Source organism: Anaerocolumna sedimenticola (assembly GCF_009931695.1).
Classification (GTDB): Bacteria; Bacillota; Clostridia; order Lachnospirales; family Lachnospiraceae; genus Anaerocolumna; species Anaerocolumna sedimenticola.
In genome coordinates, this window is the sequence record NZ_CP048000.1 from 3,413,522 (window position 1) to 3,438,415 (window position 24,894).

Annotated in this window: 18 protein-coding genes; all 18 read left to right on the forward strand. The window is 35.9% G+C overall.

Features of this window, described 5'->3' with window-relative positions:
• Nucleotides 1–11: 11 nt before the first annotated feature.
• Nucleotides 12–1,469: an aminotransferase class I/II-fold pyridoxal phosphate-dependent enzyme gene (locus Ana3638_RS15060; RefSeq protein ID WP_161838770.1), complete on the forward strand. Its 1,458-nt coding sequence runs from the start codon at nucleotides 12–14 to the stop codon at nucleotides 1,467–1,469.
• Nucleotides 1,469–2,317 (forward strand): polyamine aminopropyltransferase, encoded by an 849-nt coding sequence (gene speE, locus Ana3638_RS15065; RefSeq protein ID WP_161838771.1) that lies wholly within the window; start codon nucleotides 1,469–1,471, stop codon nucleotides 2,315–2,317. The genes Ana3638_RS15060 and speE overlap by 1 nt, the downstream gene beginning before the upstream one ends.
• Nucleotides 2,318–2,532: 215 nt before the next feature.
• Entirely contained in the window at nucleotides 2,533–3,732 is a 1,200-nt protein-coding gene (locus Ana3638_RS15070; RefSeq protein WP_161838772.1) for a saccharopine dehydrogenase family protein, read from the forward strand.
• Between the two features lie 135 nt (nucleotides 3,733–3,867).
• Nucleotides 3,868–5,016: a carboxynorspermidine decarboxylase gene (gene nspC / locus Ana3638_RS15075; protein ID WP_161838773.1), complete on the forward strand. Its 1,149-nt coding sequence runs from the start codon at nucleotides 3,868–3,870 to the stop codon at nucleotides 5,014–5,016.
• Nucleotides 5,017–5,323: 307 nt separating this feature from the next.
• On the forward strand, nucleotides 5,324–5,920 hold the full coding sequence (locus Ana3638_RS15080) for a methyl-accepting chemotaxis protein (protein ID WP_161838774.1): 597 nt from the start codon (nucleotides 5,324–5,326) through the stop codon (nucleotides 5,918–5,920).
• Between the two features lie 179 nt (nucleotides 5,921–6,099).
• Entirely contained in the window at nucleotides 6,100–6,738 is a 639-nt protein-coding gene (sigK, locus tag Ana3638_RS15085; RefSeq protein ID WP_161838775.1) for an RNA polymerase sporulation sigma factor SigK, read from the forward strand.
• Between the two features lie 359 nt (nucleotides 6,739–7,097).
• Nucleotides 7,098–8,813 (forward strand): GspE/PulE family protein, encoded by a 1,716-nt coding sequence (locus Ana3638_RS15090; RefSeq protein WP_161838776.1) that lies wholly within the window; start codon nucleotides 7,098–7,100, stop codon nucleotides 8,811–8,813.
• Nucleotides 8,814–8,913: 100 nt separating this feature from the next.
• Complete coding sequence (locus Ana3638_RS15095) at nucleotides 8,914–9,972, forward strand: type IV pilus twitching motility protein PilT (RefSeq protein ID WP_161838777.1); 1,059 nt, start codon at nucleotides 8,914–8,916, stop codon at nucleotides 9,970–9,972.
• 213 nt (nucleotides 9,973–10,185) lie between these two features.
• Nucleotides 10,186–11,400, forward strand: a complete 1,215-nt coding sequence (locus Ana3638_RS15100; protein ID WP_161838778.1) for a type II secretion system F family protein — start codon at nucleotides 10,186–10,188, stop codon at nucleotides 11,398–11,400.
• Nucleotides 11,401–11,440: 40 nt separating this feature from the next.
• Nucleotides 11,441–11,938, forward strand: coding sequence for a type II secretion system protein (locus Ana3638_RS15105; protein WP_161838779.1), 498 nt, complete (start codon nucleotides 11,441–11,443; stop codon nucleotides 11,936–11,938).
• A 123-nt stretch (nucleotides 11,939–12,061) separates the two neighbouring features.
• On the forward strand, nucleotides 12,062–12,853 hold the full coding sequence (locus tag Ana3638_RS15110) for a prepilin peptidase (protein WP_161838780.1): 792 nt from the start codon (nucleotides 12,062–12,064) through the stop codon (nucleotides 12,851–12,853).
• 75 nt (nucleotides 12,854–12,928) lie between these two features.
• Nucleotides 12,929–14,566, forward strand: coding sequence for a pilus assembly protein PilM (pilM, locus tag Ana3638_RS15115; protein ID WP_161838781.1), 1,638 nt, complete (start codon nucleotides 12,929–12,931; stop codon nucleotides 14,564–14,566).
• A 55-nt stretch (nucleotides 14,567–14,621) separates the two neighbouring features.
• Nucleotides 14,622–15,497: a hypothetical protein gene (locus Ana3638_RS15120; protein WP_161838782.1), complete on the forward strand. Its 876-nt coding sequence runs from the start codon at nucleotides 14,622–14,624 to the stop codon at nucleotides 15,495–15,497.
• A gap of 12 nt (nucleotides 15,498–15,509) precedes the next feature.
• Nucleotides 15,510–16,850 carry a type IV pilus modification PilV family protein gene (locus tag Ana3638_RS15125; RefSeq protein WP_161838783.1) on the forward strand — a complete coding sequence of 447 codons (1,341 nt, stop codon included), beginning with the start codon at nucleotides 15,510–15,512 and terminating at the stop codon, nucleotides 16,848–16,850.
• A 3-nt stretch (nucleotides 16,851–16,853) separates the two neighbouring features.
• Nucleotides 16,854–18,977, forward strand: coding sequence for a hypothetical protein (locus Ana3638_RS15130; protein ID WP_161838784.1), 2,124 nt, complete (start codon nucleotides 16,854–16,856; stop codon nucleotides 18,975–18,977).
• A gap of 17 nt (nucleotides 18,978–18,994) precedes the next feature.
• Nucleotides 18,995–19,519, forward strand: a complete 525-nt coding sequence (locus Ana3638_RS15135) for a prepilin-type N-terminal cleavage/methylation domain-containing protein (protein ID WP_246240251.1) — start codon at nucleotides 18,995–18,997, stop codon at nucleotides 19,517–19,519.
• Nucleotides 19,520–19,587: 68 nt separating this feature from the next.
• A complete protein-coding gene (locus Ana3638_RS15140; RefSeq protein WP_161838786.1) occupies nucleotides 19,588–20,184 on the forward strand; it encodes a PilW family protein in 597 nt (198 codons plus the stop codon).
• 36 nt (nucleotides 20,185–20,220) lie between these two features.
• Nucleotides 20,221–24,885, forward strand: a complete 4,665-nt coding sequence (locus tag Ana3638_RS15145) for a DUF5057 domain-containing protein (protein WP_161838787.1) — start codon at nucleotides 20,221–20,223, stop codon at nucleotides 24,883–24,885.
• Nucleotides 24,886–24,894: the final 9 nt, after the last annotated feature.

Consider the following 24,894-nt stretch of genomic DNA (forward strand, 5'->3'; position numbering starts at 1 on the left):
GAGGTAGAGACATGAATTTACTTTTACAACAAAAAGCGCCTATTCACGAAGCGCTGTTAAGGCATAAGTCAAACAGGGTTGTTCCGTTTGATGTACCAGGACACAAAGGTGGCAGGGGAAATAAAGAATTAACGGATTTTTTAGGTGAGAATTGCCTCAAAGTTGATGTTAATTCCATGAAACCCCTGGACAACCTTTGCCATCCTACCTCTGTCATTCGTGAAGCGGAACAAATTGCAGCCGATGCATTTGGTGCTAAGGCAGCATTTTTTATCGTCAATGGAACAACAGCCTCTGTACAGGGGATGATTATGTCCGTCTGTAAAGCAGGGGATAAGATCATTATGCCAAGAAATGTGCACCGGAGCGCTATCAATGCTTTAGTAGTCTGCGGTGCTATTCCTGTATATGTGAATCCGGGAGTAAATAAGGACTTGGGAATTCCTTTAGGAATGTCATTGTCCGATGTTAAGAAAGCAATTCTTGATAATCCCGATGCAAAAGCTATTTTAGTGAATAATCCAACCTATTATGGTATATGCTCTGACTTAAGAGGAATCGTGGATTTTGCCCATGAGCACGGGGTAAAAGTACTGGTAGATGAGGCTCATGGAACCCATTTTTATTTCGGTGAAGACATGCCGGTCTCCGCTATGGCGGCAGGAGCAGATATGGCGGCAGTTAGTATGCATAAAACCGGGGGTTCTCTTACTCAAAGTTCTTTTTTGCTTTGCGGAAATGGAATTAATCCCCATCATGTAAGGCAGGTTATAAATTTAACCCAGACCACCAGCGGTTCCTATCTTTTGCTGGTATCCCTTGATATAGCGAGGAAAAACTTAAGTTTACACGGTACGGAATTAATTCGGAAAACAGTTGAGATTGCGGAATATGCCAGGGGTGAGATTAATAAACTGGGCGGTTATTATGCCTTTGGAAAAGAATTAATCGATAAAGAAGCCGTATACGATTTTGACCCCACCAAGTTGTCCGTCCACACTAGAAACATAGGACTTGCCGGTATAGAGGTTTATGATCTGTTAAGAGATGAGTATGATATACAAATAGAATTTGGTGATATCAGCAATTTTCTTGCTATTATATCTGCCGGGGACAGAGCACTTGAAATTGAACGTTTAATAGCTTCTCTTTCAGAAATTAAGCGTTTATATGGCAAAGATGATAAGTCAGATATGTTTGACCATGAATATATTAATCCGGATGTAGTATTTGCACCACAGCAGGCATTTTACAGTCCTAAGAAATCACTTTCTATAAGAAAAAGCATAGGAAATATCTGCGGAGAATTTGTTATGTGCTACCCTCCGGGAATACCGATTCTTGCACCGGGAGAGCGAATTACGGAAGAAATCGTAAATTATATACTATATGCCAAGGAAAAAGGTTGCCTGCTCACCGGTACAGAAGATATGGCAGTTAATAATATTAATGTGGTGGAGGTAGATTAATGGACTTATGGTATACGGAAAATCATACGGAAGAAGCACGTTTTTCTATTAAGATCGACCGGCAGTTAGTCAGCAGGCAGAGTGAGTTTCAAAGAATTGATATATTTGAATCCAGGGAATTTGGAAGAATCCTGACACTGGACGGTTATCTTATGGTAACGGAAAAGGATGAGTTTATTTATCATGATATGATAACCCATGTTCCCATGGCTACAAATCCTAATATTAAAAAAGTATTGGTAATTGGTGCAGGGGATGGCGGGACGGTCCGTGAATTACTCCGCTATGATTCCATCACCCATATTGATATGGTGGAAATTGATGAAGAAGTAGTAAAGTTGAGTAAAGAGTATTTACCTTTTACGGCTAAGGGTCTTACCGATGAAAGAGTACACCTCTTTTTTGAAGATGGATTAAAATATGTAAGGCATAAGGAAGGGGAATATGATCTGATTATCGTTGATTCCACAGATCCTTTCGGACCGGGAGAAGGCCTCTTTACGAAAGAATTCTACGGTAATTGTTACCGTGCTTTAAATGAAGAGGGAATTTTAGTGAACCAGCATGAAAGTATGTATTATTCGTCTTATGCGGCTTCCATGAAACGGGCTCATCAGAGGATAAAAGATTCTTTCCCTATTGCTAAAATATATCAGGCTCATATACCGACTTATCCATCCGGTCATTGGCTGTTTGGTTTTGCTTCAAAGAAATATGATCCGGTGGGAGACCTGGATGCGGGATTATGGAATAACTTAGGGATAAAGACCAGATATTATAATACCGATTTACATGTGGGTGCCTTTGCCATTCCCAATTATGTGAAAGAACAATTGGAATCGGAATAAGGTAAATAAAAGCATTTATAAAAATACTATTATAGGTAATTGCGAAACTATGTAGTTTTTCGAATATACCATACAATTGATACGAATTTTATAGCTTCAGTTGCCCTCCGGGCAAGATTCGGCTCTAAAATTGTATTAATTGCATGGTATATAGATATAATATTTGAGTTTCGCAATTACCTAAAAATACTAATTGAATCCTAGGAGGAATATACATGGGAAAAGCGTTAATTATTGGTGCCGGCGGTGTAGCCAGCGTTGTAGTGCATAAATGTTGTCAGAATCCTGACGTTTTTGAGGAAATATTAATAGCAAGCAGAACCGTATCAAAATGTGATGCCTTAAAAGAAAAATTACAGGGCGGAAAAACAAAAATATCCACTGCACAGTTAGATGCAGACAATACAGAAGAAATCGTTGCTTTAATTAATAAATTTAAACCGGACATTGTAATTAATGTGGCACTTCCTTATCAGGATTTAACCATTATGGATGCCTGTCTAGCAGCTAAGGTAGATTATCTGGATACAGCGAATTATGAACCGATTGATACTGCTAAATTTGAATATAGCTGGCAGTGGGCTTATAGGGAAAAATTTAAGGAAGCCGGTATTACGGCTGTTTTAGGCTGTGGTTTTGACCCTGGTGTAACCGGTGTATTCTCGGCTTATGCCATGAAGCATTATTTTGATGAAATTAAACAGATTGATATCCTGGATGCAAATGCAGGGGATCATGGATATCCTTTTGCAACGAATTTTAATCCGGAGATTAATATTCGTGAAGTTACTGCTAACGGCAGCTATTTTGAGAACGGTGAATTTATTGAGACAGAACCAATGTCCATTAAGAGAGTATATAATTTCCCTGAAATTGGTGATAAGGATATGTATCTGCTCCATCATGAAGAAATGGAATCCCTGGCTTTAAATATAAATGGTATTAAAAAGATTCGTTTCTGGATGACTTTTTCCGAGCGTTATCTAACCCATCTTAAGGTACTTGAGAATGTTGGCATGACATCGATTGAACCGATAGAATTTGATGGAAAACAGATCGTACCGCTTCAGTTTTTAAAGGCAGTGCTTCCGGATCCCGCTTCCCTTGGACCAAGAACCAAAGGAAAAACCAATATCGGATGTATCTATCAGGGAACAAAAGACGGTCAGCCTAAAAATTATTATGTATATAATGTTTGTGATCATGAAGAATGTTATAAAGAGGTTGGTTCCCAGGCTATTTCCTATACCACAGGAGTTCCTGCCATGATTGGGGCTATGATGGTATTAACCGGAAAATGGAAAAAACCCGGTGTATTTAATGTAGAAGAGTTTGATCCGGATCCGTTTATGGAACAATTAAATAAACAGGGACTTCCTTGGAAAGAGGACTTTAATCCAAGCTTAGTAGATTAAATAATTGCCGCTTAAGGCAGATGACATAAGAGGCTGTTGCAAATTCTACACTAATTTTTAGTAAGTGATAAATTAGTTAATTTTGCAACAGCTTGAATTCATTTAATTATGCAAAACACGCAGATAGGAGTTAGCATGAATTTTGATGTAAAAAACCTACCAACACCTATTTATATTGTAGATGAAAGCCTTTTAAAGAAAAACCTGGAGTTGTTAAAACAGGTATCCGATGCCACAGGTTGTAAAATATTATTGGCGCAGAAAGCTTTCTCCATGTTTTCGGAATATCCTTTAATTGGGGAGTACCTTCAAGGTACGACTGCCAGTTCATTATATGAAGCGAGACTTGGCAGAGAAGAAATGAAAGGGGAAGTGCACATATTTTCTCCTGCTTACCGGGAAGATGAAATTAGTGAAATTATATCCCTATGTGACCACATGGTATTTAATTCCTTTTCCCAGTTAAAAAAATATCATCCTGTAATAGAATCCTCCGGTAAAAAAATAGATTGCGGGCTTCGAATCAATCCGGAATATTCCGAGATTGAGACGGATTTATATAATCCTTGTATCCCTGGCTCCAGATTCGGTATTACCCTGACCCAATTTGAGCATTATTTAGAAACAGAGAATTTAGAGGAAATAAACGGCTTGCATTTTCATACGATGTGTGAACAGAATTCCGATGTTCTGGAGCGAACAGTACGCGTAGTAGATGAAAAATTCGGTAAGTTTATCAGTAAAATGAAATGGGTCAATTTTGGCGGAGGTCATCATATAACAAGACCGGATTATGATATTGATACGCTCATAGACTCCATACAATTCATGAAAGAAAAATACGGAGTAGAGGTATACTTAGAACCTGGGGAAGCAGTAGCACTGAACACCGGTTATTTAGTTACCAAAGTGTTAGATACTTTGGAAAATGGAATGGATATTGCTATTCTTGATACTTCGGCGGCCTGCCATATGCCGGATGTTCTTGAGATGCCTTACCGTCCGGAGGTAATCGGAGCCGGAAAACCAGGAGAAAATCCTTTTACTTACCGCCTTGGAGGTCCTACCTGCCTGGCCGGAGATGTCATCGGTGATTACTCTTTTAAAGAACCTTTACAACCTGGAGATACCTTGGTTTTTTGTGATATGGCTCATTATTCCATGGTAAAAAATAATACATTTAACGGAATCGGGTTACCTGCCATAGGGGCATGGAGTCCGGAAAAAGGAACAAGAATCATCAGACAATTTGGATATGATGACTTTAAAATGAGGTTATCCTAGGATAAATATAAGAATAATCAAGAGTAATCACTCTCCTAGCGGAGGGTGGTTATTTTTGTTATCCGGTTGAAAAACATGTTTCCCTATTCCGTGAAGAAAGATTGATAGAGAATGTCAGGTTTCTTAAATAAAAATTGACACCTATATTTACCTAATTTCATAATGTATTATTAGAAAAATTAAGTAAGAGGTGATAACAATTATTAAAATAGTAGTCATTATCCTAGTTGTAATTATACTACTTGTATTCCTTATTAGATTTTATGGTTCAAAAGTAATCTCAAAACCTAGGAAGCAGACAAACCATATGCTTGATAATATGAATAAGGATAATGGTAATTTAAATATAGAACCGGATATCCATACTGAAAATGTATTGGAAACTTTAGCATCCGGCTTTAACCAGCCTATTTATACGGATAAAAGCAGTGCGGATGTCACACGGATAAATTCTGATATGGCAGCTGATACATCCGGACTATCAGCTTTGGCAGGAGATCGTACGAAACAGAATGAGGATAATATTGTAAATAAAATTGATCTCATTACAGGCGGATTACAAGAAAATGCTGAAATTACAGAAGAAGCACCTTTAAATACAGAAGAAATAACAATTGATGACGTATTGGTTCCAAACGAAGCAGAGAATGTAAATAAATTCAACCATATAGGTTCAGATACCTCTACTGGGAATTTACTGGGATTAAAAGAGCTGGTCCAGACAATAGAAAATGTACAAAAATCCTCCGTATTGGTTTACCAGGTGTTTGAGGAATTAAAGGATAGGTCAGGGCGGATTAATGAAATTAATACTTTAGTAACGGAAATATCAGAACAAACAAACCAATTAGTCTTAAATACAGCCAAGGAAGCTGCCAAAGACAGCGAGGGAGATAGTTTATAATAAATAGCATGCATAAACCTGTTATGTTATTAAAATACAAAAGATAATACTTAAAGATAAAACTAAAGATAAAACAAAAACTTTTAAAATAATATTACTTTAATAAAATAGGAAAGGCACTTAATTTATGCTCTCATCATAGATTAGTAATAAACCCTAATCGTTGAGGTGCTTTTTCAGTGAAATCCTTTCCCAAACCACTGAGCGCCAAGGAAGAAACGGAAATCTTAAACCAATGCATGGAAGGAAGTAAGGAAGCTAGAGACATCCTGATTGAACGAAATCTCCGTCTGGTTGCACATATTGTAAAGAAGTATAATACGGCGGATAAAGAGATAGATGACCTCATATCCATTGGCACAATCGGCTTAATTAAAGCCATAGACACCTTTGATGCAGATAAGGGTATCAGACTAGCGACATATGCATCCAGGTGTATTGATAATGAACTGTTAATGATGCTTAGAAGTGGAAAAAGACAGACAAAAGAAGTGTACTTATATGAACCTATTGGTTCTGATAAAGAAGGTCATGAAATAAATTTATTAGATATAATAGAAAGTTCAGACACAGATATCGTAGATGAGTTGGAATTACAGGGGAATGTAAAGAAACTTTATGAATTAGTCAATAAAGTTTTAACAAAAAGAGAAAGACAGATTATTGAAATGCGGTATGGGTTAAATATGCAGGAAGAAATTACACAAAGAGAAATTGCAAATAAAATCGGCATATCCCGTTCTTATGTTTCCAGAATCGAGAAAAAGGCACTAAAAAAACTGAGAGAAAGTTTTGAAAAAGAAAATAAAGAGTTATAATTTAAAGGTTAAGTTGGCGGATCTGATAAAAAAATCCAGCCGGCTTAACCTTTTTTATGCCTGTCTCCGCCTTATTTATAATGAAAATTTTTATTGACCCATTATGTAAACCATAAATAAACCTATTATATAAATTTAATAAAACTATTATGTAACCATAAACGAACCAATTATATAAACCTAACTAGACCTATTATGTAAACTTATACGAAAACTATTATGAAAATTTTTACTGTATTTATTATATCTGGACAGAAAATTATATGTGGTGTAGAATAAAGTTATTGCTTATTGACTAGAAAGCGAACACAATATTCATACTTAATAAAAGCCTGCTTTTTTGGCAGATTGGAGATAAAATGGGAAGCATTACTAGAATTAAAAAAAGGCTTGGTGATCTTCTTGTTGATGCGGGAATAATTACGGAGAGCCAGTTAAATATAGCCTTAAATGAACAAAAGAAAGTAAAGGGCAGAAAGCTTGGAGAAACGCTTATTGATTTAGGTTTCACCGATGAGATTGAAATTGCAGATGCACTAAAACAGCAACTTCGTCTGGATATGGTTATACTGTCAGGAATACGAATTCCGGGTGAAATTTTAAAATTAATCAGTGACCAAACCGTATTAAGAAAAAATATGATAATCCCCTTTGCATTTAAGGATAATAATCCCAATGTACTTAGGGTAGCCATGGCAGATCCAATGGATATTGTAGCCATGGATGATTTAAGGATATTAACCAATTTACAGATAGAACCTGTAGTATCGACAACAAGAGAAATAGCTGGTGCCATTGACAAATATTTTGGAAATGCGGAGATTCAGGCGGTAGCTGCAAAGTATACCCTGGAAAAAGAACAGCAATATCAGGCGGAGGCAGAACTTGCAGCGGCATATAATGCAGATGTCAACAACTCACCGATTGTTATACTGGTAAGAACGATAATTGAACAAGCTGTAAGACAACGCGCCAGCGATATACATATAGAAGCCATGGAAGATAAAGTCCGCGTGCGTTACCGTGTGGATGGAATCTTATATGAAGCTATGACATATCAGGCAGATTTACTGTCAGCGATTGTGGCAAGAATAAAAATAATTGGGGATATGGACATTTCGGAAAAAAGAAAACCGCAGGACGGCCGTATGACCATTACGGTTGACCGGCAGGAATTTGATATCCGTATTTCCATCCTTCCAACCGTATTTGGGGAAAAGGTTGTTCTACGCCTAACTTCGAAGAAAACCCTTAGTAAAGCCAAAAAGGAATTAGGGCTTACGGAAGAAGATATGGTTAAATTCGACCGGCTTTTATTAAAACCACACGGTATGATTTTAGTTACGGGACCTACCGGAAGCGGTAAATCAACTACACTTTATACCGCACTGAATGAAATCAATAAAAACAATGTCAATATTATTACGGTAGAAGACCCGGTAGAAGCTAATATAACCGGTGTCAACCAGGTACAGGTAAATTCCAAATCAGATCTGACCTTTGCCAATGCGCTAAGATCAATCTTGCGCCAGGATCCGGATATTATTATGGTAGGTGAAATAAGAGATGAAGAGACTGCAAGTATAGCTGTAAAAGCTTCGATAACCGGCCATTTAGTAGTAAGTACCCTCCATACCAATAATGCTGCAAGTACGATCACCCGTCTGGTGGATATGGGAATTGAGCCTTTTTTACTGGCAGATGCCATGGTTGGTGTTATAGCACAACGATTGGTCAGACGGCTGTGCAAATGTAAAAAACCAAGATATGTCGCATCATCTGAAAAAGAATATTTAAACATAGCCCCTGATAAAGAACAGATAATCTATGAACCTTGTGGCTGCCAATTATGTAATGATACCGGATTTTACGGACGTATCGGTATTTATGAGATAATGCCGATTACCCCAAAAATCCGTGATATTATAAGTAAACGAAAGACGGCGGATGAAATAATGGCAGCAGCGTTAGAAGAGGGTATGAGGACATTAAGGATGAATGCATCAAAGTATGTTTTAGACGGTATAACCTCATTAGGCGAAATGAAACGTGTTTCTTTTGAAGATATGATATAAATATATACGAAAATACTGCTTTTTAATGGGTTTTAGTAATTATAAAATTGAATCGTTTCGCAATTATCTATGTGATTTGATAATAGAAAGGGAAAATAGTATGGTAACACTAAAAGAATTATTAACCATTGCAAAAGAGAAAAAAGCATCCGATTTACATGTTACGGTAGGTATTCCGCCTATTTGCCGAATTAACGGAGAATTAACGGATATGGGTTATGATAAAATGCTTCCGGAAGATATGGTGAATTTATTAGAGCCTGTTTTTAGTGAGCACACAAAAGTTATATTTGATGAAAAAGGGGAAGTAGATTTATCTTATTCAATCCCGGGGTTAGGCAGATACCGCGTAAATATTTTTAAGCAAAGAGGTTCCTATGCCTGTGTTATGCGTTTGGTGGGTACCAATATTCCAAAACCTTATGAATTAAATATTCCATCTTCAGTTGTGGACTTAACGAAAAAAAAGAGAGGTTTAATCTTAGTAACCGGACCTACCGGAAGCGGTAAGTCAACTACCTTGGCCTCATTAATAGATATTATAAATACGAATTACAACTCCCATGTTATTACACTGGAAGATCCTATCGAATACCTCCATACCCATAAAAAAGCCATCGTTAATCAGAGAGAGATCGGTCTGGATACGACAAGTTATGCATGTGCTTTAAGAGCAGCATTAAGAGAAGACCCGGATGTTATTTTAGTTGGGGAAATGAGAGATTTAGATACCATATCAATTGCTATCACCGCTGCAGAAACCGGTCACCTTGTATTTTCAACGCTTCATACAACCGGAGCAGCAAATACGATAGACCGTATTATTGATGTATTTCCACCGCATCAGCAACAGCAGATTCGTGTACAGTTATCTTCCGTACTGGAATCGGTCATTTCCCAGCAATTAATACCAACTGCGGAGGGTTATGGAAGAATAGCGGCATATGAGGTAATGCATGCGACTCCGGCAATTAAAAATCTCATAAGAGAGGGAAAGACTCATCAAATTAATTCAATCATCCAGACTAATAAAAAAATTGGAATGCAAACCATGGATGATGCTATCTTCGAATTATATCTAAACAGAACTATAACTGCAGAAAAGGCTATTGATTTCGCCGGGGATTCAACTGTAATGGAACGAAAAATAAACTTATAGCTCTTTTTATGTTGACAGAATGAAAGATAAGGAAAACTATGTAAAATAAAGTCTGATTATTGGGGATTATCGGGGATGATTTTTAAAATTCCATTATTAGTTATGTTGACAGGAATACAAAGCCAGTAGTACAATAGGCCTATAATTTAAAGCAGTTAATTAGATACATAATGAAAGATAGTTTTTTATTCTATTATACAAAAGGAGGAAATAGTGGCAAGCTTTCGATATGTTTTCATTGACCAAAACGGTAAGCAGAAGACAGGAACAATGGAAGCAGTGAATAAGGAAAAAGTAATCCTAACTTTAAAGGCAGAAGATAAAATACCAATTAAGGTAAAAGAGCAGAATTTGTTTACGAAAGATATCAGCTTTTCAATCGGCAGAGCCGTAAAACCCAGAGAACTAGCAATATTTTGCAGGCAGTTTCACAGTATCATTTCGGCAGGAATCAGCATTATTCATGCACTGGAAATGTTAGGTGAACAGACGGAGAATAAAGTATTGCAAAAAGCAATAAAGGAAACGCAGGCAGGGATTGAAAAAGGTGAAACTTTAGCAGCGGCAATGAAGCTGCAAGGTGACGTATTTCCACCAATTTTAATTAATATGATAGAAGCAGGTGAGGCATCCGGTAAATTAGATATATCTTTGGAACGTATGTCTGTTCATTTTGAAAAAGATGCGAAGCTTAAGGCTATGCTTGGCAGAGCTTTTATCTATCCTGCATTTATCGGTGGTGTTTCCCTTGGAGTAATTATTCTTATGCTTCTTGTTGTTGTGCCAAATTTTATGAGTATGTTTCAGGGATTGGATATGAAATTACCCACGATTACCTTAGTAGTAATACATATGAGTAATTTTATCATTGCGTATTGGTATTTTATTATTTTATTTCTGGCTTTTCTCATTTTCCTTCTACTTAAAGTTAAGAAATCAGATTCCGGTAAACTTATATTCAGTAAACTTGGCCTGCGGTTACCACTATTTGGTAAGTTGATTATAAAAACAGCTTCTGCACGGATGGGTAAAACCTTAGGAACTTTATTAGATGCCGGAATTCCGCTTCTGGAAGCGATTGAAATAACAGCTAAGAATATGGATAATGTGATTATAAAAAAGGTTTTGATAGAGGCGAAAGAAGAAGTGGCACGTGGCGTACCGTTATCAGAACCCCTGGCAGCCTCCGGTGTTTTTCCGCCCATGGTATATCACATGATTGGTATAGGGGAGGAAACAGGCCATCTTGAACAAATGCTTAGTAAAATCGCAGTATATTATGAAGAAGAAGTGGAAAATACTTCTCAAGCGTTAGTTGCCATACTTGAACCAATGATAATCATAATTCTTTCATTAATAGTCAGTGTTTTATTATTTGCTATCATTAAACCGTTACTGGCTATGTATCAGAGTTTAGATCAAATTTAAATTACAATTAAATTAAAAAGATTAAAGGGAGATTTCATTCATGAAAAAAAGAATCAAAATTAAGAATGACAAAGGATTTTCACTGGTTGAGTTATTAGTAGTAATGGCTATTATGGCTATTTTGGTAGGAGCAATTGCACCGCAGGTTAATAAGTATGTTGAGAAATCAAGAGAAGCCAGAGATTTACAGCTGGTAAGCACTGTATTTACTGCTGTACAGACAGGGATTGCTTCATCAGAAACTCAGGTAAAAACAATTACAAATAAGGATATAGATTATGTACTCAAAACTGCTGCTTATGAAAATATTCAAGATGAGATAATAGATTTATTAGGGAACGATTTAGTTGCTACTAAGGATGAACCCGCATTTCCAACTGATATTGATGCTGTTGATGCTATTAAATCAAAATGTTTATCTAAGAAAGGTATTAATGGAAGATTATATGTAGATTATACAGCTGATGGTAAACTTTCAGTATATATAGCTAAAAATTCTACTGATACTGAAAATAGAATCGGACCTGTTACCAACTAATTGATACATAAATAATATGTTAAGGCGGAGTTATACTCCGCCTTTCTATACCATAATCGTTATATTATTTTACTGATATAATTGATGAAAGAATCATTTACGCCCAAGAAAGTGAGAATACATATGACAACCTGTGATTATATATTAATTTATTTTCTAATCTTTTTGTCTGGTATTTTTTTTGGCAGCTTGATGAATCTATGTATCTGCCGTATTCCCAATCAGGAAAAAATTATAAAACGGTCGGTTTGTTCTCACTGCGGTTATCAATTACGTTGGTTCGAACTTATTCCCTTATTAAGTTATATTATGTTAAAAGGCCGCTGCAGGAAATGCAGTGAAAAGATTAACATACAATATCCGATCGTTGAATTTGCTAATGGTTTACTTTATGTGTTCATTTTTGCTGTAAGAAATTTTCCTATCGGTTCAGTTAATTTAATACAATATAACATTACTACGGTTTTATTTTGTTTGGCAGCTTCTGCTTTTTTAGTTTTAAGTATTATTGATTTTCGAGTTTATGAGATTCCTGTTAGTATTAATTATTTTCTGGCAGCAATCGGATTTGTACGCATTATACTGGATTCCCGTAACTGGAGCAAATATCTTATTGGATTTTTTACGGTCAGTGTATTTTTATATATAATTTATTTTGTTACAAAAGGAAATGCAATCGGAGGCGGAGATATCAAGTTAATGGCGGCAGGAGGTCTGCTGCTGGGCTGGAAAAATATATGGCTGGCATTTTTGCTTGGCTGTATTCTGGGTTCCGTTATTCACTTATTAAGAATGAAAATAACTAACGCCGGAAGGGTATTGGCCTTAGGGCCTTATCTATCCATGGGTATGTTTATCGCAATGTTATATGGCGATAAGATATGGGATTGGTACCTGGGTGTTTTTTTGATTTGATTCGGGCTTTTGTCGGGCGAATCATGATATAAATTAATTCCGCAAGAGAAAAACTTTTTTCATTAGGAGGTTTTGATGGCAAAAGTATTAAGTATAGAAATTGGCTTAAATACAACCAGACTGTGTTTGATTGAAACTGGTAAGAAAAATACCAGAATATATCATGCTTGTGTTTTTGATACACCGGAGGATAGTTTTGAGGACGGATATATAAAAAATGCTGCAGCTTTAGCAGATATAATTAAAAATAAACTCAGTGAAACGAAAATCAGGACAAGAAATGTTATTTTTACCATATCTTCCTCGAAAATAGCTCACAGAGAGGTAATAATACCTCTGGTAAAAGAAAGTAAAATACCGGTTATCATTACTGCAGGAATTGAAGATTATTTTCCTATTGATATATCGGAATATAATGTAACCTATACAATTTTGGAAAAAGTTAAACTGGAAAAAGAAAAGCATTATAGACTATTGGTCCTTGCAGTACAGAATAATTTAATTTTATCTTATTATGAATTAGCTAAGTTACTAAATTTGAAGATTAAAGCCTTGGATTATTCGGGAAACAGTATTTTTCAAATGGTTCGTAAACAGGTTAACAGTGGTATAAATATGTTTATACAGATAAATAAACAGGACACTTTAATAAATATCTTAAGAGATGATATATTGGTATTACAGCGTACAGTATCTTATGGTTATGAAGCTGTTTTAGATGCCATTACTGAAAATACTCTGTTTGAAGCTGAAACCGAAGCACAGGCTGTAACCATGCTAACTATGAAAGATATACTTTATACGCGGTTCGGTAACCAGATGGATGAGATCGTTTCAACTACCGCAGCTTCAGAAGAATATGTAAATCGATATGAATTAATTTCAGCAAGAGAAGATGTGACGGATACCCTGCATTATTTAATTAATAATATTCTTAGAGTTATGGATTATTTTACTTCAAAAAACCAGGGAGAAAGAATTCAATCCATTTATATAACCGGCAGCGGAGCAGGATTTCTTGGAATAGATCAATTATTTACCAATGAACTGGGGTACCTTACCAGTAAACTTACGAATTTAACCGGGATACAATTTAAGCCGGATATTTTGCCGGAGGGATTTAAGCAGAGTGATTTTATAGCATGTATTGGAGCAGTATTAAACCCAGTAAATATTAAGCCGGGGCATCTGTTAGATAAAGCGGCAAAAAGAAATTCCACCCTGGTTTTTGCAGTTGTATGTACTTTGGCTGTTGTAATTTCTTCCATGGCGGCGGTTGGGTCCGACATTGTACTTAAAAGCGTAAAGGATAAATACAACCGTATCACGTCTCAGATAGAAGAAGCAAAAGATATTGAAGAAATCTATACAGAAAATAAGAACATCCAATATGCCTGGATTACGATGGAATCCATTGAAGAATATAGTTATAGCAATAATGAGAATTTGGGAAAATTATTACTGGAATTACAGCAAAAACTCCCTGATAAAGTAATTGTTCGCTCGTTCCGCGCTACTAATTTGGATATCTTAATGGATCTTACTGTTGATTCGAAAGAAACCGCGGCTATGACTCTTAGTCAATTAAAAAAGGTAAGTTTATTAGCCAATGTAAAAACAGACGCAGTTTCAGAACAGATGGATGAGTATGGTATTACGGAAGTTAACTTTTCCATTACTGCAAATTATGTGCCAATATCCAAAGAAGAATAGTGTGCCATTTGCGGCTGTCAAAGAAGCCTGTTGCAAATCAGGAAAGGATACACATATGAAAAATAAAATACAGTTAAAAGGATTAATAAAACCTGCCCTTGTGTTTTCTGCCTTATTGATTATTCTCTTAAACTACCAATTGATTTATAAAAAAAATATTCAGGAAATAAAGAAAGTTAATGCAGACATAACAACACTCTCCGAAACCTTGTCGGATTTACAGGCTAAACAGGTAAACAGGGATGCAATAACGAAAGAAAACGAATCCTTAACCCAGCAAATCAGCGATAAAATCATGTCATACGGAAGCGGTACAACGGAAGAAAAAAGTATATTATTCATAAACGAATTAGAAAAAAATACAGGTATAAAAATTGACACGGTCATATTCTCCGAACCGGTATATTTCCTTAACGGAAACGAAAACAATCAGATTAATAATAACCAGGAAACAGGGGAGACAGACGAAACGGCAGATGCAGGAAGTACGGCGGGAGCGGATGATACAACCAGTACTGGTGATATAGATAATGATATGCCAAATACGGCAAATCAGCTATCGGAAATTGAAAAAATAGAGTCTGATGAAGAAGATATAACGAACACAGAACTGATAGATGGTTTTGGAGCTACAAAAACCATTGATATGCAGCAAATAAAAGGATACGAGTCGACCTTAACCATTACTTTTAAAGTCAGTTATGAAGGATTAAAGAAATGTATTGATTATATTAACAATTATCCGGAAAAAAGAAATATTGATGAAATTACCCTTTCCTATGATTCTGAAACGGGTAATTTAAACGGTTCAATGAAAATCAATATGTATAATTTGATTGGCACCGGTAAGGAATATTCCGAACCGACTATGGGAAATGTGGGTATCGGTCTTGAAAATATATTTGGAACGATTGATTTTAATCCTAATTAGTGGGAGTTTGTTATGAAACAAAGGAATCAAAACAATGCCGGCTTTACTTTAATTGAAGCTCTTTTATGTATTGCCGTTCTCGGTTTATTAATTACCCCTCTGCTTGGCAGCTTTGTGACTACAGCCAAAGTAAATATTGTAGGGAAGAAGAATCAAAAAGCTACGGTACTTGCCGGAAATATCATGGAATCGATCCAAGCCATGACATTGGAAGAAACGGCATTACAGTTTAATAATGCACAACTCTTTCAAATTATCAATAGTAATTTAAACGGATATAGTGATAGTAATTATCAGTTAAAAGACTATTCTGAGGATGGTTATGGTGAATATTATTCCTATGGTGATGGAATCTACCGAAAAATTACCGAATCAACGAATCCAAGATCAAGCGTAGCAACTGTCCCTGGAGATGGGACGAGTCAAAACTATGTATTTAATCCCCCGGGAAACCGTACGAGTTTTGTTTTTGGTGTACAGAATTTGCTGGATGGAGAAACTGCATATGATACTCTTATCACTTTGGATACCTCAACTTACAGTGACAGGATAAAATATGAAGACACCATGAATAATTACAAAATGCCAAGTTTGGCTGAGTTAAATGAGAATACCCTGGCAATTCTGGATTTGGAAGGGATTAATACCACATGGTCGGATGATTCTGAAAATGCGGAGCCCACCTGGCATATTTCAACGGATGAACAGGCAATTTCGGACTTTTATAATATTTATTTATCACATCAGGCTTTAGAAGATACACAATCAGAAGATACCGATGATACGCATAACATTGGTATTGATGAAATCAAAGATAAGATATCTAAAGATATAGAAATTTATTTAACTAAGGATGATACATTAAAACAGGTAACGGTGGAATGCCGTATTACTTACCGTTGTGATCTGGACTTAAATGAAGACGGGAGAACGGAAAAATTACCGCAGTTAAATCTTATGTCCGGAGTTTACCCTTATATCACAGGCAGTGAAAATCAATGTCAGGTTTACCTGTTTTATACTCCCTCCCAATTTACAGACAGAGACTCTATACTGATTCATAATGACAGCGTAGATGCCGCTATCTATATAGCCAATCAGAACGAAGAAGCAAATACCCGGGTAAAGATTCGAAAGGAAGAGATCAATCACCCAATTACGAAACTATATACCAATCTAAAAAATTATCAGATTGATGTGAATTTCCCAATTAATGATTATAATCTGGTTACAAAAAAAGTTGATTCCAATCGTGTTTATACCATAACGGTTTCTATTTACCCAGCCGGAGCTATACAATCCGGTCAATTGGCCAAAACTTATGCAGTCCTTACTTCTGCCAAGGAGGAATAAGATATGAAAATAATCTCTCACCGGAATCTGGATAACCGAGGTGTTTCTTTTCTTCTTGTTGTAATAGCATTAGGTTTTATTGCAGTACTTGGTACGATTGTAACTACGGCGGCGGTAAGAAATATTACGATGAAAACAGTGGATAAGAAATCCAAAGAGGACTTTTATTCTGCGGAAGCAGCATTAGAAGAGATGAAAGCCGGAATTACGGAAATAACAGCAAATGTAATGGCAGATTCTTATGAAACCGTACTAAAAGAATACTCTTCCAATAATACGGCGAAACGTAATAAGATTTTTAAGAATACCTTTTTAAATGGTATTAAAATAAAGTTACAGGTATCTGTATCCGATCATGTTATTCCGGCTACGGTTATTGCAGGCTTATTAAAAGAAACAAAAAAAGCTGAAAACTCTGTTAATGGAGCAGAAGTTAAAAGCTCTCCGATTTTTATAGATAACATTAAGAACGATAATTCTGTAACGATACAGAATATAAAAGTAATATATTCTCTGGATGGATATACATCAACGATTACTACCGATTTAAAAATAACCGTTCCCGATATATCATTCCGTAAATCCGCTTCGGGATCCGCACACATGCCATACAAAAACTTCGCCTTAATTGGAAACCAGGCCATAATAGCAGGTTTTAGTTCCCACAAGATCAATGGCAGTGTATACGCCGGAATAGATGGCCTGCAGGTGAGTAATGAGGGAAATTCCATGGAAATAAACGGGTCAGAGATCATTTGTGCAGGTAATATATCAGCCATGGATAAATCTAAACTTCTTATTAAGGGAACCGGTACGGAGGTTTGGGCAACGAATCTTTTAACCTCAGAGTCAGATAAAAAAGAAAATACGAACCTGGAAACATCCATTCAGATAGATGGGCACTCTTATATTAAAGATGATCTTATCTTGGATGCAAAAAAAAGCAATGTTAAATTAACCGGTGAATATTACGGCTATGGTAATGGCACAGACGCCCCAAATAACAGCGCAATCATGATAAATTCCATAAATTCCACGCTGCAGCTGGAGGGGTTAAGTAAACTATACCTGGCAGGCAGAGCATTTATTTCCATGGATAATACAAATGTTACCTTTGATCCGGATCAGGAACATGGAGTTTCTTGGGGGGCTAACAGTAATATATTAACTGGTGAATCTTTATCCGTTAAGGGAAGTCAGGGTGCTTATCTTTTACCTGAGAAATTCATTTCCGCAGGTCATAATCCTATTACCTGGGATGAATACATTAATTATTATAATAATCCGGACAAGGAATTAATCAAACTGTCTGAGGATGCCATAGTTTTTTCGAACCCATCCATTTCAGAGGAAGAAAGTAAATTATATTATTATGTTGATGGGGTTAATCCGGTTAAAAAAGAATTTTATAAGTTTGGTTTAGATTCCAATGCGGTTTATTTCTATCTGAATTTTAAATCAAAAGAAACAGCCACAACCTACTTAAAAAATTATGAAATGTGCTACCCGGGAAAAATTTATAATGGTTTTCCAATATCGGCAATTACGGTGAACAATTCCCCTGATGCTGTTGTTAGTGCCGGTAATCTATTAACCTATGAGGATGGTTTGAAAGTTACCCCGGGGAATAACGGGTTGTTTACTAATAACTACGAAATCCAATATAATAATCTCTCTAAAACTCTGGAAAAGAATATTTCCGGGGAAGGCACTGTTTTTGATCATCTAATACATGGAGACAGAATCAAGGAAGATGGTGAATCAAGGGGAGGACAAGCCTTACTTACCAATTCCGGTTATTATGTAAATATTATAGATAATAAGTCATACGGAGTTCCCTTATTTTTTAATGAATATAATAAAGAGGGAATCATTATCGCTACAGGAGATATTGAAGTATGTTCGGATTTTAAGGGATTAATTATTTCCGGAGGCAAAATAACCTTATATAACGGAGCCGGTATCAATGCGGATCCAGACCTTATATCCTCCATCTTAAGTGAAAATGTAAATGTACGCCGGTATTTTAAAGAATTTGACTCTTATAAGGAAGGAGAAGCAGATGCTTCTTTTCAGGAATTAAATATTACTGATTTAATACAATATGAGAATTGGAAGAAGAAATGATAAATCTGAGGCAATCAATGAAAAATGATAAAGGATTTAGTCTGGTAGAACTACTGGTTGTAATTGCGATTGGGGCTATATTGATCGGGGGCGCAGCTATTGCAACAAACTTTTTTAAGTATGAAGATGTAACAAAATGTACAAGGAAAATTAATGATGCCATACGTAATCTGAAGGTTGAATCCTTAAGCAGAAGTGCAGAGTATTGTTATCTCATCATTTACTGGGATGCAACAGATGAATCGTATTATATGGTAACTGCTATAAGTGATGAAGAATTAAATGAAACTAATTGGGAAGAGAAAGCCCAGAAATTAAGTTATCGCCAAAAATTAGCAGCAAATAAGGTTAACATTTCTTATACAAGCCAGTCCGATGGCACCGGAATGACAGATTTAAGGGAGAATACTCCATTAATGATCAGTTTTAAAGCTGAATCCGGAGCATTTACAAGCGAATGGAAACAAATTACCATAACATCGAATGAGATAACTTCATCCATTCATATGGTTACAAAAACAGGCAACCATTATATAGAGTAATCCTAGTTTTAACAAATGTAAACTGAATATTGAGTGAAATACAAAATATCAGGTGAAGAAGGATAGTTATGAAAAAAGTGATAGTTGCAAAAGAAATTTTTATGAAATCAGAAAAGGAATGCTTTGATAGGGAAAATAACATAGATAATAACGGTTTTACACTTGTAGAATTAATTGCAGCCATGGCAATTTTCGTAATTATATTATCCATAACGGTATCTTTTTTATCCTTCGGTGCAAAAAGTTATACCAAAACCAGGGATGAAGCAGATTTACAGATGGATTCACAAATTATCATGAATCAGATCGAAGATTTAGCAGTGGAAGCTTATTGGATAGATTTTGCGGAGGTTTCTACTAATGTAAAAGCTTTATTACTATATAAATCAGACTATGTTGATATGATATTTTGGGACAGGAATTTAGAAAAATTATACCTGGTAGATGAGCAGGAAATAACGGATACCGATTCATTGACTTCTATTTCTTATACGGATGAAAAAAATCTAATGGCAGAGAGAGTAACAAAATTTAATGTACCAACAAGCTCTGAGGCCCTAAAAAAGGAGAGTAAAATCCAGATTGAAATCAGTTTTGCATCAGGTAAGCAGGTATATCCTGCAGTTCTTAACATCCATTTACGTAATAAAGTTAAGGAACCGTAGGGCATTAATTTAAAATTATAAGAGAGGAGAGCCGGAATGAAAAAATATATACTTGGAAGTATCCTGTTATTAATGATAGCATTTATATTAACAAAAGGTATTTTAATCTATACACATAAAGAAGAAGGTACAAAAGCTTCCGCCGCTATTTACGGTACGGATGGTATCATTCCGGTTCCCAAAGAGGAAGGAATGCAGGGTACGGAAAATAATCCTTTTGTTATACTTGAGGTGGTTCCTTATGAGGGTTATGCGGAAATCGGTTACTTAATCGGGGGATGTGAACCGGTAAATTTAGAGGATTTGGCACAGGATGGTGTGTCGGCAGAAATCATTAAATCTACAAATACCCTGAATTACTCCTATGGATATGAATATAAGTTTGATTTGGAAGAGGGAGACACAGTTGGCGGTGGACCAAAAGATTGGGAATATGTCTATTACCAAACCCGGGCCCAATATGGGTATTATGAGAAAGTTGAAAACGGGAAAGGTAATTTCATTCAGACGGTTACTTCCCAGACAGTAACGGAAGCCCCGGCAGGAAATGGCGGATATAATAAAACGAATTTATACTCCAAAGATAATTATTACACTTTATATGATACGAAAGTAAAATTCGTTCCGGTTACGGAGCAGACACCACCTGATGTTATACGTTATTCAACGGAAGAAATTGACCAGTACAGCAGTAAAAAGTTCTATAATTATGATAAAAAAGCAGATTTATATACATTCAATGACAGTGGACGGGGAAGTACCAATGTCTATTTTTACCGGGATGATGTGAATGGTAAATATACCGCGGAAGTAATACCCTCAAGCGGTTATATAAGCTGGGATGATATTATGATTACATATAAAAAATCAGATGTTTATGTACCGGCTGCTGATGAGTACGGCAAACCCAATGGAAAATACAATATAAATATAACGAAAGCCGATTATACGGATGTGGGCGAGAAAAATGGTAATTTCATATGGGTACCCAATGAAGATAGTAAAAATATAGAGACAAATCATAATGCCATAAAAATCGGAGACAAAGTTCATACATACCGTAACCGAACTTATTACCGGAGAATGAAATATACCTTAACAAATAAAAACTATTTCCTCACGGAGTGTTTAGATATTCCGGAAAATAAAATAAATAATTATTATACCGACGATGAGGGAAAAACACACCCATATAATATTCAGGTAATTACGGTTACCCCCCAGGAACTTAACCGTGTTGAAAACCAACCTGTTATTGACCGGGCAGATTTGATTTATTTTACCTCCAGGGACCATTTTAACGGGGATTTAGCAGAGGTTTGGGAGAAATATCATCCGGAAAAAAAATTAAATAATCCTCCCAAGGAGCTTGCAGACATTGATCTGACCTGGGAGACAACGGTTAAGATATTAAAAAAAGCAGCTGTATCAGAGGATACGGCACCACTTATTTTCGATGTTACGGTTTATACGGAGATATCAAATGCTTATAAAATGAACGATTCACCGGATAAGTATTACAGTGACGGAAAACCCGTAGATAAAAATATGTTAAAAGCGAATGGATACTGCAGTAATATAGCCAAATTATTTTTAATGACGGAGCAGATGGAGCCTGGCAAATTCTATAATGAATATATTAAAACCGGAAGGATTATATCGGTCCCTACTAAAAATGCCAGCAATAAAGAAGAGGATAAATACGGAACAAGGATGACAACAGGTTATTATACGGAACAATCCGTAGAAAAAAGTGCCATTTATTGGTCCAATCAGACCTTTCTTCCTTATGAATTATTTAAAGATTATTCAGCATTAGATAATAACAAGGTATGGGAAACCATAGGAATTGATAACTACCGTATCATTGTCGATAGCGGAGCCTCTAATGTAAGTGTCAGGCATAATGCTTATACTTATGATGGAGATAACAGTATTACACAGCTTTTTATGAATTCCGGCATAAGCGAGAATATTTACCGCAAGGAAGCCTTTGACTTTTTTGAAGAGTTAAATGGTGTCAGACCAAATTATATCTCTCCTGCAGAAGCAGTTTATTATTTACTGCACCAGCATAAAACCGGTTATGATAAGGATACGTTAAGAATACTTGAAATTGAACCCTGTAATGATTTCATATGGGATGGTAATTCTAGTACCTGGGAAACAGGAAGTGAGACCGGTAATGGTTCTCCTTACGCAAGACAGTATTTCACTAAATTTTTCCCGAACTTTCATGGCAAGGTTCTGATTAAAACGATAACTACCTCCGAATTGATCGGTTCGAAAACAGATTTAAATGCAAATTATGATATGATATTTTTCGGTTTACAGGATGGGCTTTTTAACAAAGGAAATACCTCAATTAACGGAAACTGGTTGAATAACGTTCCTTTATATAATGATATTTTATTAAATGGTAAAGTATATCTTCATAACGGCGATAAAATATTGGGAATGAAGAAGCTTCGCGGGACTTTAGGCGGAGATTATGACTATACGGATGTCTATACTTTTTCCGGAAATGATATTACCAAACTTAAGTTAGACGAACTAACGAATTTTATGGAGGGAGGCAAACCTGTTCTATTAGATACCGGATTTTATACGGATGAGTCCAGAAACAGAGTAAATGATATCAAGGTTGATTCCGATTCCTATGTCTATGACCTTGCAAAAAACTCCCGGGATGAACTGTTTTATGCAGATGGTATTTCTACTGATAAACTGGAGGCATTATTATCCATACCAGTAACAAAACTGAATCTTGGGTGGAATAACAGTTCAAGTCCAATGGAGGGTATTGATTACCCGGTTGTATATAAAGACAAGACAAAACCGGAAAATACAGCTTTAACCGATGATAAAATCTATATCAATGGCCTTGATATGAATAACAGGACATTACAATATAGATTAAATATAGAAACAGCATCAGATACTGATTTTACGGTAAAATTGTATACGGATAATAACGGTGACGGTCAATTTACCGAAGAATCTGAGCGTGCGGTGAATATGACAATCTTATCTGAAAGCGGAAATTCAACAGCGTCAAATGAGTTAAAAGGTAATACAAATTATACTATAACTTATCAACTGGATCCGGATTTTTCAGGTGTATTACCATGGAAGCTTTTGATTCTGTCTAACAATAAAACCGGTATCCGTGACTCTGTCATAAATTACTGTGCTGTTAAGGCTAATGGGAAGAAAGACCTGAATATCCTGCAGATAAAATCTAATGATGGGAATACAATTGATTTATCCAGTAATGCAAGATTTTTAACTGATACAGAAAATTTAACTGATTATAATCTCCATATCACAACCTGGACCGTAGAGGAATTTATACAAAAATGTCCCCGTGGTGAGTATCAGTATATTCTCGAGGATAATGAGGATAATAATTCTATGAACAGAGACTTAAGTAAAGCCGTTCCGTATATTGATGATGACGGTGACGGTTTCTATGAAGTAGATATGTTGATCCTGGGATTTGCCCATATGTATACTGATATTAATTCAAATAGTGCATTGCAGAATATTAAGGATTTTATAAAGACAGGAAAACCGGTTATATTTACACATGATACAACTTCTTATGTTAATACAAGCCTGACACGGTATAAACAAAACGGCGGGTCAGAAAGTACGTATTGGGGATATAAGATAAATCAAAATTTCAGGAACCTGCTTGGAATGGACCGGTACGGAGTTACAGGACCTAATGGTAAGGATTGTGAAATTTTGGGACAGGGTTTCACCAATCTGCTGCTTAGCAGTAATGCCGAATCTAATCCAATCGGCGATCTATTAAACCGGTACGGCTTTAATAAGTATGTCAATCCCAATAACCGACTTAATCTGGATACGAAATATGTAACTAATGTCAATAACGGCCGTATAACATCCTATCCTTATAAGATTGATCAGAACTTTCAGGTTGGGACCACTCACAGCCAGTATTATCAACTGGATATGGAGAATAAAGATTTAATCGTATGGTATTGCCTGTCAGATGAAAAAAGTAAGTTAATTAATTCAGTAACCGGTACGGATACAGGTTTATATAGTTCCGCACCAAATGATGTACGGAATAATTATTATTTATACAGTAAAGGCAACCTTACTTATTCCGGTATGGGGAATACGGAGACGGTCAGTGATATGGAAATGAAATTATTTATCAATACTATTATCGCCTCCTATACAGCTGCACCGAAAGTACCCCAGATAGTTATCAATAACAGTAATAAATCCACAGATGAAAACGGTAAGGATTATATCTATGTCGATTATGACATTTATGATACTTCCCGGGGTTACGGTTCCGATGTTATAGATGGGGATATACAAAAGCAAAAAGTGAAATTTGAAATTTTGGATTCCAACCTGCTGCCGAATGAAAAATTCACTGTAAAATATTTTGAGATAACCGATCAGGAAGATGGTACCAGAACCGAATCGGAATTAACCGAATTGAAAACGAAACAGTCAAGTACGGGTGAAGTTACGGAACAGATAAGAAGCGGGGAAGAGTATTATATTGAATTACCATTAACGGAATTAGCACTGTATCATAAAGGAAAAGAAATATCCATCAAAGTATTTCTGTCATACGGTAATACTTCAGAAAATACAATGACATCAGTTAAGGAATTTACTTTATTCCGAAGAGGGTTATTTGATTTAGATTAAAGGAGAAAT

Excerpts from the sequence above, each read along its gene's own strand:
- Ana3638_RS15135 (WP_246240251.1), top strand. The coding sequence starts at position 18,995 with ATGAAAAATGATAAAGGATTTAGTCTGGTAGAACTACTGGTTGTAATT.
- Ana3638_RS15095 (WP_161838777.1), top strand. The coding sequence starts at position 8,914 with ATGGTAACACTAAAAGAATTATTAACCATTGCAAAAGAGAAAAAAGCA.
- Ana3638_RS15145 (WP_161838787.1), top strand. The coding sequence starts at position 20,221 with ATGAAAAAATATATACTTGGAAGTATCCTGTTATTAATGATAGCATTT.
- Ana3638_RS15105 (WP_161838779.1), top strand. The coding sequence starts at position 11,441 with ATGAAAAAAAGAATCAAAATTAAGAATGACAAAGGATTTTCACTGGTT.
- speE (WP_161838771.1), top strand. The coding sequence starts at position 1,469 with ATGGACTTATGGTATACGGAAAATCATACGGAAGAAGCACGTTTTTCT.
- Ana3638_RS15080 (WP_161838774.1), top strand. The coding sequence starts at position 5,324 with ATGCTTGATAATATGAATAAGGATAATGGTAATTTAAATATAGAACCG.
- Ana3638_RS15090 (WP_161838776.1), top strand. The coding sequence starts at position 7,098 with ATGGGAAGCATTACTAGAATTAAAAAAAGGCTTGGTGATCTTCTTGTT.
- nspC (WP_161838773.1), top strand. The coding sequence starts at position 3,868 with ATGAATTTTGATGTAAAAAACCTACCAACACCTATTTATATTGTAGAT.
- Ana3638_RS15110 (WP_161838780.1), top strand. The coding sequence starts at position 12,062 with ATGACAACCTGTGATTATATATTAATTTATTTTCTAATCTTTTTGTCT.
- Ana3638_RS15130 (WP_161838784.1), top strand. The coding sequence starts at position 16,854 with ATGAAAATAATCTCTCACCGGAATCTGGATAACCGAGGTGTTTCTTTT.
- Ana3638_RS15060 (WP_161838770.1), top strand. The coding sequence starts at position 12 with ATGAATTTACTTTTACAACAAAAAGCGCCTATTCACGAAGCGCTGTTA.
- Ana3638_RS15140 (WP_161838786.1), top strand. The coding sequence starts at position 19,588 with ATGAAAAAAGTGATAGTTGCAAAAGAAATTTTTATGAAATCAGAAAAG.
- pilM (WP_161838781.1), top strand. The coding sequence starts at position 12,929 with ATGGCAAAAGTATTAAGTATAGAAATTGGCTTAAATACAACCAGACTG.
- Ana3638_RS15125 (WP_161838783.1), top strand. The coding sequence starts at position 15,510 with ATGAAACAAAGGAATCAAAACAATGCCGGCTTTACTTTAATTGAAGCT.
- Ana3638_RS15070 (WP_161838772.1), top strand. The coding sequence starts at position 2,533 with ATGGGAAAAGCGTTAATTATTGGTGCCGGCGGTGTAGCCAGCGTTGTA.
- Ana3638_RS15120 (WP_161838782.1), top strand. The coding sequence starts at position 14,622 with ATGAAAAATAAAATACAGTTAAAAGGATTAATAAAACCTGCCCTTGTG.